This is a genomic window from Bradyrhizobium ottawaense, from assembly GCF_002278135.3.
Lineage (GTDB): Bacteria > Pseudomonadota > Alphaproteobacteria > Rhizobiales > Xanthobacteraceae > Bradyrhizobium > Bradyrhizobium ottawaense.
This window is the reverse complement of sequence record NZ_CP029425.2, coordinates 1,166,544-1,178,732: the sequence shown is the minus strand read 5'-3', so window position 1 is coordinate 1,178,732 and position 12,189 is coordinate 1,166,544. Positions and strand designations below refer to the sequence as shown.

Annotated in this window: 9 protein-coding genes; 6 read left to right on the top strand and 3 right to left on the bottom strand. The window is 66.3% G+C overall.

The window, feature by feature from the left end; genetic code table 11:
- Nucleotides 1-84: 84 nt before the first annotated feature.
- Nucleotides 85-468 carry a nuclear transport factor 2 family protein gene (locus tag CIT37_RS05600; RefSeq protein WP_028139825.1) on the bottom strand — a complete coding sequence of 128 codons (384 nt, stop codon included), beginning with the start codon at nucleotides 466-468 and terminating at the stop codon, nucleotides 85-87.
- Nucleotides 469-670: 202 nt separating this feature from the next.
- Here CIT37_RS05600 and CIT37_RS05595 point away from each other — a divergent pair, with 202 nt between their 5' ends.
- The 4 genes from CIT37_RS05595 to CIT37_RS05580 all read left to right on the top strand — a co-directional run bounded on the left by CIT37_RS05595 (nucleotide 671) and on the right by CIT37_RS05580 (nucleotide 7,105).
- The gene (locus CIT37_RS05595) at nucleotides 671-1,264 is read left to right on the top strand and encodes a PadR family transcriptional regulator (protein ID WP_028139824.1); all 594 of its coding nucleotides are present in this window, start codon (nucleotides 671-673) and stop codon (nucleotides 1,262-1,264) included.
- A gap of 294 nt (nucleotides 1,265-1,558) precedes the next feature.
- A complete protein-coding gene (locus CIT37_RS05590) occupies nucleotides 1,559-5,104 on the top strand; it encodes a tetratricopeptide repeat protein (protein WP_095425108.1) in 3,546 nt (1,181 codons plus the stop codon).
- 316 nt (nucleotides 5,105-5,420) lie between these two features.
- A complete protein-coding gene (locus tag CIT37_RS05585) occupies nucleotides 5,421-6,338 on the top strand; it encodes a sulfite exporter TauE/SafE family protein (protein ID WP_028139822.1) in 918 nt (305 codons plus the stop codon).
- Nucleotides 6,335-7,105 (top strand): TIGR02186 family protein, encoded by a 771-nt coding sequence (locus tag CIT37_RS05580; protein WP_095425107.1) that lies wholly within the window; start codon nucleotides 6,335-6,337, stop codon nucleotides 7,103-7,105. The genes CIT37_RS05585 and CIT37_RS05580 overlap by 4 nt, the downstream gene beginning before the upstream one ends.
- Before the next feature lie 133 nt (nucleotides 7,106-7,238).
- On the opposite strand, the gene CIT37_RS05575 is transcribed toward CIT37_RS05580, so the two are convergent.
- The gene (locus CIT37_RS05575) at nucleotides 7,239-8,150 is read right to left on the bottom strand and encodes a DMT family transporter (protein WP_028139820.1); all 912 of its coding nucleotides are present in this window, start codon (nucleotides 8,148-8,150) and stop codon (nucleotides 7,239-7,241) included.
- A gap of 97 nt (nucleotides 8,151-8,247) precedes the next feature.
- On the opposite strand from CIT37_RS05575, the gene CIT37_RS05570 reads away from it, so the two are divergent.
- Nucleotides 8,248-9,111, top strand: coding sequence for a LysR family transcriptional regulator (locus CIT37_RS05570; RefSeq protein WP_028139819.1), 864 nt, complete (start codon nucleotides 8,248-8,250; stop codon nucleotides 9,109-9,111).
- 36 nt (nucleotides 9,112-9,147) lie between these two features.
- On the opposite strand, the gene CIT37_RS05565 is transcribed toward CIT37_RS05570, so the two are convergent.
- Nucleotides 9,148-9,393, bottom strand: coding sequence for a hypothetical protein (locus CIT37_RS05565; protein ID WP_028139818.1), 246 nt, complete (start codon nucleotides 9,391-9,393; stop codon nucleotides 9,148-9,150).
- Nucleotides 9,394-9,596: 203 nt separating this feature from the next.
- On the opposite strand from CIT37_RS05565, the gene CIT37_RS05560 reads away from it, so the two are divergent.
- Nucleotides 9,597-12,113, top strand: a complete 2,517-nt coding sequence (locus CIT37_RS05560) for a glycogen/starch/alpha-glucan phosphorylase (protein WP_028139817.1) — start codon at nucleotides 9,597-9,599, stop codon at nucleotides 12,111-12,113.
- Nucleotides 12,114-12,189: the final 76 nt, after the last annotated feature.

The window sequence follows — 12,189 nt, the reverse complement described above, 5'->3', positions numbered from 1 at the left end:
GCTTGAAGTGGTGGAATTCTCTGAACGGTCCTGCGGCGCAGCCTTGCCCGCGAGCTTAGCGGGTTCTGCAACCTCAGGGCAGGGTCATGATTGGGCAGCCAACTGCTCCGCCATCAGGCGGTGCAGCATGTTGATCGCCTTGAGCGGACGCACCATCACCTTGAAATGCGTGATGCGTCCCTCGGCATCGAAGCTGATGATGTCGACGCCGTTGATCTCGATGCCGTCGATCATGGTCTTGAATTCGAGCACGGCGCCGCGTTCGCGCGTCCACTCACCGACATAGGTGAAGCCGGGACCGCCGAGCACCTTCTCGGCGCTGGAAAGGTATTTGAATGTGATGTCGCGCCCGCGCTGCGGCGAATGCACGACGGGACTTTCGAAGACGGCGTCGGGATGAAGCAAGTCCCAAAGCGCAGTGCGGTCGTGGGACTTCATGTAGCCGTACCAGGAGTCGAGGCCGGTCATTGTCGGGTGCCTCCCTAAAGGCCTTGGCAAAAATCGCGAAAACAACCCCATGCACAGTTGCGTGCTGATTGATTCCGCTGGGTTTTTCGGGTCGGATCTACAGCCCGTCCCTGATCGCCTCATATGCACATTGACGCATATGCGCCAATGCGCATAAAGTCAAGCCGATTGGTTCGGGTCGAAGAGAAGAAGGAGGCCGGTCATGGCACTGGGCGACGCAATCCTCGCATGCCTGACGGAACGCCCCATGACGGGCTACGAGCTCGCCAAGACATTCGACTCCTCGATCGGCTTCTTCTGGAAAGCCGACCACCAGCAGATCTACCGCGAGCTCTCCAAGCTGCGCGACCGCGGCCACATCCAGGGCCGCGAGGTCGTGCAATCGGGCAAGCCCAACAAGCTGGTTTATACGCTCACTCCGGAGGGGCGAACAGCGCTGCGGCACTGGGCCGCGCGACCAAGCACGCCAGCCTCGACCAAGGACGATCTCCTGGTCCGCCTCCATGCGCTCGACAGCATCGACATCGAGCCGCTGCGCACCGACCTGATGGCCCGCCTGGAGCACCACCGCGACCGCCACGCCAATTACGAACGCATCCTGAAGAAGCGCTTCCCGGAGGGAACGGCGGAAGGCCGGCTCGATCTCGGCAACCTGCTCCTGCTCCGGCTCGGCGCCCGTCACGAACAGATGGTCGCCGACTTCTGCGAAGAGGCGCTCGATGCGCTGTCGGCGATGACCGGCAAGGCCACGGTGGTGCCGCTGGACGAGGGCAAGCGCGAGAAGGGCGGAGGCTAGTAGCCGCCTCCTCACCGTCATGGCCGGGCTTGTCCCGGCCATCCACGACCTATCGCGCGACACCGAAGAACGTGGATGCCCGGGACAAGCCCGGGCATGACGAGCATCGTTGGTTCCCCCCGCCCAACTTTAAGACACCGGCGACGCGTTCCTTAACCCGTTATTTACCGTAACAGGAAAAAGTCGGTTTTCGAGGCAGACGACCCGCGCCAAATCCGATTGTCTTTGCAACCGGCACGCGAGGGAAGGCTGGAGGCGCCGGGTGGGGCGCCGGAGTCGGAACCGGACAGAGTCATGAATTCGCGCGTATCGTGGAGTGTTGACGGCATCGATCCATCCGTCCGGGAGCGGGCCGAAGCTGCTGCGCGTCGCGCCGGCATGTCACTCAACGATTGGCTGAACTCCACCCTCGGCGAGACTGCTCCCCCTAACTTTCGCGAATCCTACGACCAGCGTCCGCAAGCCCCGCACGTTCAAACCCGGGGACCGAGCCAGGAAAGCCGCGAAGTCGCCGACATCCACCAGCGGCTCGACGCGATCACCCAGCAGATCGAACGGATCTCCAAGCCCGCGCAGCGCCAAGACTCTTCACGACAGGATTCGTCCCGACAGGATTCGTCGCGACAGGACCCTTCGCGGCCAGACGCCTCGCGCGAGCAAGGCGTCGCGCGCCAGCTCAACGATGCGATCTCGCGGCTCGATGCGCGGCTGTCGCAAATCTCCCGGCCGCAGCAGCCTCAACCGCAGCAGCCCCCGGCTCAGCGCCCGGCGCCGGCCGACACGCGCCAGCGCCAGGCCGATGCGGTCGAGCGTGCGGCAGCGCAGGTCTATCGCAACTCCCCGCCCTTGAGCCCCGCCTCGTTCGACGTCGCCGTCGCCGAGATCACCGCGCGGCAGAGCGAGCTCGAGGGCTTCACGCCGCGGCAAATGCCGCCGCGCGCCGCGCCCTCGATCGCGCCCAATGCTGCGCCCTGGGCCGCTCCTGTCGCACCTCCGATGGCGCCACCCGCGCCTGCCTATGCTCCGCCGCCACCGCAGCCGGGGCCGGATTTTTCCGCGCTCGAGCGCCATCTGCTCAAGATCACGAGCCAGATCGAGTCGCTGCAGCGCCCCGACAATACCGAGCAGGCGATCAACGCCTTCCGCAGCGAGCTTGCCGAGATCCGCGCCGCCATCACCGAGGCGATGCCGCGGCGCGCGATCGAATCGATCGAGAACGAGATCCGCTCGCTGCACCGCCGGATCGACGAGACGCGTTCCAACGGCACCGACGGCCAGGTCCTGTCGGGCATCGAGCACGCGCTGTCCGACATCAAGCAGGTGCTGCGCACGCTGACGCCGGCCGAGCAGCTCACCGGCTATGACGAGGCGATCCGCAATCTCGGCGCCAAGCTCGACCTGATCCTGCGCGCCAATGACGATCCCTCGACGGTGCGCCAGCTCGAAGGCGCGATCACGGCACTGCGCGGCATCGTCTCCAACGTCGCGTCCAACGAAGCGCTGGCACGCCTGTCCGAAGACGTGCAGCTGCTGTCGTCCAAGGTCGACCAGGTCACCCGCGCCTCCGGCCAGGGCGACAGCTTCGCGGTGCTGGAGCAGCGCATCGCGGCGCTCACCGCGGCGCTGGAAACGCGCGAGCGGCCGCAGCCGACCGAGAGCACCGAGCACCTGGAATCCGCGATCCGCGCGCTGTCGGACCGCTTCGACCGCATGCAGGTCGGCAACGATTCGGCCTCGACCTTTGCGCATCTCGAACAGCGCGTCTCGTATTTGCTGGAGCGGATCGAAGCCGCCGCCGATCCGCGCAACGGCAATTTGAGCCGCGTCGAGGACGGGCTGCACGACATCCTGCGTCACCTCGAGCGGCAGCAGGCGACCTATTCCGCGCTGGCCGAGAGCCGCAGCTCCGCAGCCCCGACCGATTCCGGAATGGTCGATCTGGTCAAGCGCGAGCTGTCCGACATCCGCTTCAGCCAGGCCGAGACCAACCGCAGCACGCAGGACTCGCTCGACGCCGTCCATAGCGCGCTCGGCCATGTCGTCGACCGCCTCTCCATGATCGAGGGCGATCTGCGCGCGGTGCGCACCGCGCCGCCGGCCCCCGCGCCGCAGCCGATGCCCGCGCCGATGCCGATGGCCGCTAACATGGAGCCCGCGCCGCCGATGGCGCGCGGGCCGCGGCCGCAAGCCCAGCAGCAGCCGAAATACGATCCGAAGCCGGAGCTGCCGAACCCCGCCGCGCAGCAGCAGGCCCACGCGCCGCAACAGGCCCAAGGCGCCTTCGCCCAAGCCGCTTTCTCCGCCGCGCCGCGTGAATTCCATGCCGCTGCCCCTGCCGCGCCGCCGCCGGTGCCATCGGCACCACCGGTGCCGCCGCGCGCGATCAGCGAGATCCTGGAGCCGCACACGGCGCCCGCGCGCACCGCGCTCGCGCCGGAATTACCGCCGGATCATCCGCTCGAGCCGGGCACACGGCCGGGCGGACGCCTCGCCACGCCATCGGAGCGCATCGCCGCCTCCGAGAGCGCGATCAGCGACATTCCCGCTGCGCCGAAAGAGCCGGTGTCGTCGTCGAGCTTCATCGCGGCCGCCCGCCGTGCCGCCCAGGCCGCCGCCGCGCAGCCGGAAAAGCCGGCCCGCGGTGCCAAGGGTAGTGCGAAGGCCGGCGCCGATCGCGGCAAGGACAAGGGCAAGGACGGCAGCTCGACCATCACCTCGAAGATCCGCTCGCTGCTGGTCGGCGCGAGCGTGGTCGTGATCGTGCTCGGCACCTTCAAGATGGCGATGAACCTGCTCGAGGGCAGCCCGCCGCCCGCGCCGCAGGCCATGGACAATACGTTGAGCCAGCCCGCGCCGCAGGCCGCACCGCCACCGCCGGTGATCGAGAACAAGCCGGCCACGCCCGAGCAGGTCACGCCATCGATGACCTCGCCGACGCCGATCGGACGGCAGTCCCAGAACAACGCCGCGCCGGCTCCCGCCGCCAATTCGGGCAACTCGGCCTCGGTTGAAATTCCGCCGGCGCCCGCCGCCTCTGTGCCGCCGCCTGCCGCGAGCAGCGACGTCACCGGCGCGCTGTCGGGCACGAGCCGCGCCAAGCTCAGCATGATCCAGGTGCCGCCGAGCGAAAAGCTGCCTGACGGCATCGGCGGCCCGGTGCTGCGCACCGCCGCGATGAAGGGCGATGCGACCGCGGCCTACGAGATCGGCTTGCGCTTTGCCGAAGGCAAGGGAGTTGCCACGAATTACGACGAAGCGGCCAAATGGTACGACCGCGCGGCGCAGGCCGGCGTGGTGCCCGCGACCTTCCGCCTCGGCACACTCTACGAAAAGGGCCTCGGCGTGAAGAAGGACGCCGACATCGCCCGCCGCTACTACACCCAGGCCGCCGAGCGCGGCAACGCCAAGGCGATGCACAATCTCGCGGTGCTCGACGCCGATGGCGGCGGACGCGGCGCCAACTACAAGAGCGCGGCGCAATGGTTCCGCAAGGCCGCCGATCGCGGCGTTGCCGACAGCCAGTTCAACCTCGGCATCCTCTATGCCCGCGGCATCGGCGTCGAACAGAACCTCGCCGAATCCTACAAATGGTTCAGCCTCGCAGCTGCCCAGGGTGATGCGGACGCCTCCGGCAAGCGCGACGACGTCGCCAAGCGTCTCGACCCGCAATCGCTCGCGGCCGCCAAGCTCGCGATCCAGACCTTCAGCGCCGAGCCGCAGCCCGACGACGCCGTCAACGTTCCGGCCCCGAATGGCGGCTGGGACAGCGCGCCGCAGGCGAATGCAAAGCCGGCGCCGAAGCAAGTCGCGACCAAGCGCTCGGCCTCGGCAGCACATTAAGGGCGGTTTAGTACGCTTTCTCTGTCGTCGCTCGGCTTGACCGGGCGACCCGGTATTCCAGAGACGTCGGTTGGATACGGAGAAGCTGCGGCGTACTGGTGCCCCGGTCAAGCCGGGGCATGACAGCGGCGAATGTGGCGGAATCCTCGCCTCACAGCGAAGCAGTGATCTGATCCCTCTTAGCCCATTCACCAAGCCCGAAATTCCCGGTCCCTCCCAACCGCAAATTCCGCTATTGAGGGGCGCGGCAACCGTTCCGACCTTCCCGCGAGCATTCCGCGACAATCGATCCGTCTCGCCGGCGTATGGTTCTTCGATGCAGCTCTATCTTCCGATCGCCGATCTTCCCGTCAACGTCTTCCTGGTGCTCGCCATGGGCGCCGCGGTCGGCTTCGTCTCGGGGATGTTCGGAATCGGCGGCGGCTTCCTGATGACGCCGCTGCTGATCTTCATCGGCATCACGCCGGCGGTTGCGGTCGCCTCGGTCACGAGCCACATTGCAGCCTCCTCCTTTTCCGGCGCGCTGTCTTACTGGCGACGGCGCGCGATCGATCCGGCGCTGGCGAGCGTCCTGCTCTGCGGCGGCGTGACCGGCACGGCGCTCGGTGTGTGGACCTTCACGCAGCTTCGCGCGCTCGGCCAGCTCGATCTGATGATCGCGCTCTCCTACGTGGTGCTGCTCAGCACCGTCGGCAGCCTGATGTTCTCGGAAGGGCTGCGCGCGCTGATGCGAACCCGGCGCGGCGCGCTGCCGCCACGCCGCACCCACAACTGGATCCACGGCCTGCCGCTGAAGATGCGCTTCAAGCGCTCAAAGATCTATCTCTCCGTCATCCCCGTGGTGATCGTCGGCATCATGATCGGCTTCATCGGCGCCATCATGGGCATCGGCGGCGGCTTCATCCTGGTGCCGATCATGATCTATCTGCTGAGGGTGCCGACGTCGACGGTGATCGGGACCTCGATGGTCCTGACGCTCGTCACGATGCTGTTCGCGACCATGCTGCATGCGGTGACCAATCACCTCGTCGACGCCGTGCTGGCGCTGATCCTGATGGTCGGCGGCGTCACCGGCGCGCAATTCGGCGTCCGCGCCGGGCAGAAGATCCGCGGCGAGCAGCTGCGGCTGCTGCTCGGCCTCTTGATCCTCTCGGTCGGAATCCGCTTCGCGATCGAGTTGGTGATCCGGCCGGAGGATCTCTTCACCATCCGCGAGCTGGGGGTGAGCGGATGATGCGCGCAGCTCTCGCATTCCTGCTCGTCCTGCTGCTCGGATCAGCCGCGCGCGCCGAGCGGCTGATCGTGTCGGTGTCCAACCACCGCGTCACGGTGACACCGAACTATTCCGGCGAGGAGCTGGTGCTGTTCGGCTCGGTCGAGAAGGACGCGACGACGCCCGCCGATCGCACCGCCTATGATCTCGTCGTCACCGTGATGGGCCCGCGCGCCGACATGATGACGCGGCGCAAGGAGCGCACCTTCGGCATCTGGATCAACACCGACTACCGGCAGTTCCTGCAGGTGCCGAGCTATCTGGCGCTGTTCGCCAACCGTCCCTTTGAGGCGATCACCTCGCCCGAGATCGCGCGGCGGCAGCAGATCGGGCTGAACAATGTGCTGCTGACGCAGCGGGTCGGCGGCGATTATGCCGACGTGGTGCCGAACGACGCATTCCGCTCGGCCTTCATCCGCCTGCGCACCCAGCGCGGGCTCTATCGCGAGGATCCGAGCGCGGTGACGTTCCTGACGCCGACCCTGTTTCGCACCGGCATTCCGCTGCCGGCGGAGGTGCCGATCGGCACCTACGAGGTCGAGATCAGACTGTTTGCGAACGGCGCGTTCATCGGCAAGACCGAGACCGCGTTCGAGATCGTCAAGGTCGGCTTCGAGCAGTTCGTCGCTACCACCGCCAGGCAGAATGGGCTGATCTATGGCCTCGTCACCGCCGCGATGGCGCTGATGACGGGATGGATGGCGTCGATCGTGTTTCGGAAGGATTAGCCGCTGTCATTCCGGGGCGCGCGCAGCGCGAGCTCCGGTGCGCAATTGCGCACCTGAGAATCCATTCATCCGCGGAGTTGGTGCCCGATGGATTCCGGGCTCGAGGCTTCGCCTCGCCCCGGAATGACAGCTTCTAGGCGGCCGCCTTCGCCGGCCGCGTCACCAGATAGATGCCGAGCGCGACTGGAATGATCCCGAGCAGATCGCGCGCCTCGACGTGCTCGCCGAGCACGAGATACGCGAACAGCATGCCGAGCGGCGGCATCAGGAAATGATAGGCGCTGGCGGCGGTGGCGCCGCACACTTTCAGGAGATGAAACCAGAGCCAATAGGCGAGGATGGAGCCCCCCAGCACGAGGAAGGCGAAGGCGCCGAGCAGGCTCGGCGTGACATCGATCGCATGCACGTCGGCGAAGGTGAACGCGACCGGCGTCAGCACGATGCCGGCGGCAAGGTTCTGCACGCCGTTGCCGATCCACAAGGATCCCTTCGGCGCGAGCAGCTTGAACAGGATGGTGCCGGCAACGAGCGAGGCGAGCGAAGCCAGCGTGAAGACGATGCCATGCAGGGAATCCGTGCCGACCGACAGGCGATGCCAGACGATCAGGGTCACGCCGGTGATGCCGAGCAGCAGGCCGCCGGCCTTGCGCCAGGTCATGCCTTCCCCGAGCAGCAGGGCAGCGAGCGCCGCGGTAAAGACCGGATTGGCCGAGACGATCAGGCCGCCGAGGCCGGCGGAGACCGATTGCAGGCCGGTGTAGCCGAGCCCGAGATAGAGCGCGTTGTTGGCAATCCCAAGTACGGCGAAGATCGCCGCATCGCGCCAGGTTAACGACCAGCTGTCGCCGCGGATCAGCGTGGCGCCCAGGATCAAAATGCCGGCGAGCGAGAAGCGCGCGGCGAGCAGGATCAGCGGCGGGCAATGGGTGACGCCGATCTTGCCGGCGACGAAGGCGTAGCTCCAGAGCAGGCAGAACAGGCCGATGGCCAGCGGCAGCGTGTTGAAGCGGCTGCGCGGAACGGGAATCGAGGGGGCGAGCGACATGGGGGCATTCTCCTGAGCCTCGATCTAGGGAGCCCGCTTGTCATTTGGAAATTAAATGATTAACTCGCTATCAGTGGATTTTCGAATGGAGGCGGCCATGCTCGATCTCGAGCTGCTGCGCAGCTTCGTCTCGGTGGTCGAGGCCGGCGGCTTCACCCGCGCCGGCGAGCGCGTCCATCGCACGCAGTCGACCGTCAGCCAGCAGATCAAGCGGCTGGAGGACGATATCGGCCAGGTGCTCCTGCACCGCGACGGCAAGAATGTGCGCCCGACCGAGGCCGGCGAGCGGCTGCTCTCTTACGCGCGGCGTTTGCTCTCGCTCGCCGAGGAGGCGCGCGACGTGCTGCGCCAGCCGGACGGCGAAGGCGCGATCCGGCTCGGCATCCCCGAAGATTTCGCGGCGTACCGGCTGACCAAATTACTGGGCGCGTTCTCGCGCTCGCATCCGGGCCTGCGGCTCGACGTGCGCGCCGACCAGAGCAAGCATCTGGCGCGCGATCTCGAACGCGGCGAGCTAGACGTGGCGCTATTCAAGCGTGCGGCCGGCGAGAAAGGCGCCATCGCGGTTTGGCCGGAGCGCGTGCACTGGGTCACCAGCAAGGGCCATCCGGTCGATGTCCATGCCGCATCCGTGCCGCTGATCGGTTTTCCGACCGGCTGCCTCTATCGTGCCGGCGCCATCCACGCGCTGGAAAGCGTCGGCCGCGCCTGGCACATGGCCTATTCCTCATCGAGCCTCTCCGGCATCCAGGCCGCGGTCGCCGCCGGCATGGGCCTCAGCATCTTGTCGGAAATGTCGATCCAGTCCGACCACCGCGTGCTGACGGCGAAGGACGGTTTTGCGCCGATCAACAAGACCGAGGTCGCGCTGATGGCCTCGCCCGATGCGAGCCCGGCAACGCTGCGGCTTGCGGATCGTCTCGCCGAGTTTTGCGATGCGGTGCAGGCCAAAGCGGCTTGAAGGCGGCCCAGATTCGCGAGCGTTGCGGCCCGCCTCTCAATTCACCGCGGACATCAGCCTGTCGCCGCACGCATTCGCGTAAAACTTGCCGCCGCATTGGCGCTTGATGGCGGCGCAGCGGGCCGCGGGCGAGGCATTCTGCGGGACCGTGAAACCGCAGGTCAGGCCGTCGGCGCTGCGACCGGGCTTGCCGGCGGCAAACGCGGCACTGAGGGTGCTGATGCAGACGACGAGCAGGGCCGCCGCGGCGATTTCGATCAGCAGTCGCGTCAGCAGTCTCATGGGAATGTTCTCCACACTGATGGCTGAATTGATCCGCAATCTAGCACTGAATCCCGGTTTCTCCGTGCTCGCCCGGGTTCCCAAATCGGCCCGTTCCTTGCATAAATTTACGCCAGCGCAGTGCAAGGCCGCATCGGCGACAGTTCCGGTGCAGGGGCAAGACGCGTAGGGTTAGTAGTGTGTTCGACCAGGAAGTGACGGCTTTGCAAGATCAATCGTTCCAGCCCAGTTTTCCCGCCCCCGGCCAGCCGATCGACGAGCTCGCGCTGGCTGAGATCAAGGGCGCGATCCTGGCGAAGCTGCGCCTTGCCATCGGCAAGGATGCGGGCATGGCGACCAGGCACGACTGGTACCAGGCCGCGGCGCTGGCGCTGCGCGACCGCGTCGTGCATCGCTGGCTCACGGCCGAGAAGCACAGCTACGATGCGGGCCGCAAGCGCGTCTATTATCTCTCGCTCGAATTCCTGATCGGCCGTCTCTTCACCGATGCGCTCAACAACATGGGCCTGCTCAAGATCTTCGAGGTCGCGCTCGGCGATCTCGGTGTCTCCCTGCCTGAGCTGCGCAAATGCGAGCCGGACGCCGCGCTCGGCAATGGCGGCCTCGGGCGCCTCGCCGCCTGCTTCATGGAGAGCATGGCGACGCTGTCGATCCCCGCGATCGGCTACGGCATCCGCTATGATTACGGCCTGTTCCGCCAGATCATCAACCAGGGCTGGCAGCAGGAATATCCCGACGAATGGCTGAGCTTCGGCAATCCCTGGGAATTGCAGCGGCCCGAAGTGATCTACGACATCAATTTCGGCGGCGGCGTCGAGCATGTCGACGACAAGGGCCGCGACCGCGCGATCTGGCATCCGGGCGAGACCGTGCAGGCGATCGCCTATGACACGCCGATCGTCGGCTGGCGGGGCCAGCACGTCAACGCGCTCCGCCTGTGGTCGGCCCGTTCGCCCGATCCGTTGAAGCTCGATGCCTTCAACAAGGGCGACTATGTCAGCGCCACCGCCGAGCAGTCGCGCGCGGAAGCGATCTGCAAATTCCTCTATCCGAACGACGAGAGCCCGGCAGGCCGCGAGCTGCGCCTGCGCCAGGAATATTTCTTCGTCTCGGCCTCGCTTCAGGATCTCGTCAAGCGACACCTTGCGTCCGACGGCCAGCTGCGCAGCCTGTCGTCCAAGGTCGCGGTGCAGCTCAACGACACCCATCCGAGCCTCGCCGTCACCGAGCTGATGCGGATCCTCGTCGATCTGCACAATTTCCGCTGGGACGAGGCCTGGAAGATCACGGTCGCCACCCTCTCCTACACCAACCACACGCTGCTGCCCGAGGCGCTGGAGACCTGGCCGGTCGAGCTGTTCGAGCGGCTGCTGCCGCGGCATCTCGAGATCATCTACCGCATCAACGTGCAGCATCTGGCGCTGGCCGAAGCGCGCTGCCCCGGCGACATCGACTTCCGCGCCTCGGTCTCGCTGATCGACGAGAAGAGCGGGCGCCGCGTGCGCATGGGCCAGCTCGCCTTCGTCGGCTCGCACCGCATCAACGGCGTCTCGGGCATGCATTCGGACCTGATGCGTGAGACCGTGTTCCACGACCTCAACCATCTCTATCCCGGCCGCATCACCAACAAGACCAACGGCATCACCTTCCGCCGCTGGCTGATGCTGGCGAACCCGAAGCTGACCGATCTGTTGCGCGAGACCTGCGGCGAGGCGGTGCTCGACGATCCGACCCAGCTCTCGCTGATCGAAGCGCGCGCCAGCGACGTCGAATTCCAGAAGAAGTTCCGCAGCGTCAAGCTTCACAACAAGACCGCGCTGGCGCGCCTGATCGGCGAACGGCTCGGCATCAAGGTCGACCCGACCGCGCTGTTCGACGTGCAGATCAAGCGCATCCACGAATACAAGCGCCAGCTCCTCAATGTCATCGAGACCGTCGCGCTGTACCAGGCGATCAAGGACGATCCAACCGGCAATTGGGTGCCGCGGGTGAAGATCTTCGCCGGCAAGGCTGCCGCGAGCTACCGCTACGCAAAACTGATCATCAAGCTGATCAACGACGTCGCGGAGGTCGTGAACAACGACCCCACGATCGGCGGCAAGCTCAAGGTGGTGTTCCTGCCCGATTACAATGTCAGCCTCGCCGAAGTGATCATTCCCGCGGCCGACCTGTCCGAGCAGATCTCGACCGCGGGCATGGAAGCGTCCGGCACCGGCAACATGAAGCTGGCGCTGAACGGCGCCATCACCATCGGCACGCTCGACGGCGCCAATATCGAGATCCGCGACCATGTCGGCGCCGAGAACATCGCGATCTTCGGCATGGAGGCCGGCGACGTGATGATCCGGCGCAAGCAGGGGCTGGACGCCTCCGACCTGATCCTCAATTCGCCGAAACTGCAGCGCGCCATCAATGCGATCGGCACCGGCGAGTTCTCGCCCGGCGACCCCGGACGTTTCGAGTCGATCGCGCACGCGCTGCGCTATCTCGACCATTACATGGTCAGCGCCGATTTCGATTCCTATTACGAGGCGCAGCGCAGCGTCGATGCGCGCTGGCTGGTCTCGCCGGCCTGGACCCGCGCCTCCATCCTCAACGTCGCGCGCATGGCCTGGTTCTCCTCGGATCGCACCATCCGCGAATACGCCGAGGAGATCTGGAACGTGCCGGTCAATCCGACCACGCCGCTGCTGCCGAACCTGCGCGACGCCGCGGGCTGATTTTTCCGCGGCGTGGAAGCGCGGTTACTCGATACGTAATTGCGCATCCGGGCAATGGCTGTGATATGACGACCGT

Excerpts from the sequence above, each read along its gene's own strand:
- CIT37_RS05570 (WP_028139819.1), top strand. The coding sequence starts at position 8,248 with ATGCTCGATCTCGAGCTGCTGCGCAGCTTCGTCTCGGTGGTCGAGGCC.
- CIT37_RS05575 (WP_028139820.1), bottom strand. The coding sequence starts at position 8,150 with ATGTCGCTCGCCCCCTCGATTCCCGTTCCGCGCAGCCGCTTCAACACG.
- CIT37_RS05580 (WP_095425107.1), top strand. The coding sequence starts at position 6,335 with ATGATGCGCGCAGCTCTCGCATTCCTGCTCGTCCTGCTGCTCGGATCA.
- CIT37_RS05600 (WP_028139825.1), bottom strand. The coding sequence starts at position 468 with ATGACCGGCCTCGACTCCTGGTACGGCTACATGAAGTCCCACGACCGC.
- CIT37_RS05565 (WP_028139818.1), bottom strand. The coding sequence starts at position 9,393 with ATGAGACTGCTGACGCGACTGCTGATCGAAATCGCCGCGGCGGCCCTG.
- CIT37_RS05595 (WP_028139824.1), top strand. The coding sequence starts at position 671 with ATGGCACTGGGCGACGCAATCCTCGCATGCCTGACGGAACGCCCCATG.
- CIT37_RS05585 (WP_028139822.1), top strand. The coding sequence starts at position 5,421 with ATGCAGCTCTATCTTCCGATCGCCGATCTTCCCGTCAACGTCTTCCTG.
- CIT37_RS05590 (WP_095425108.1), top strand. The coding sequence starts at position 1,559 with ATGAATTCGCGCGTATCGTGGAGTGTTGACGGCATCGATCCATCCGTC.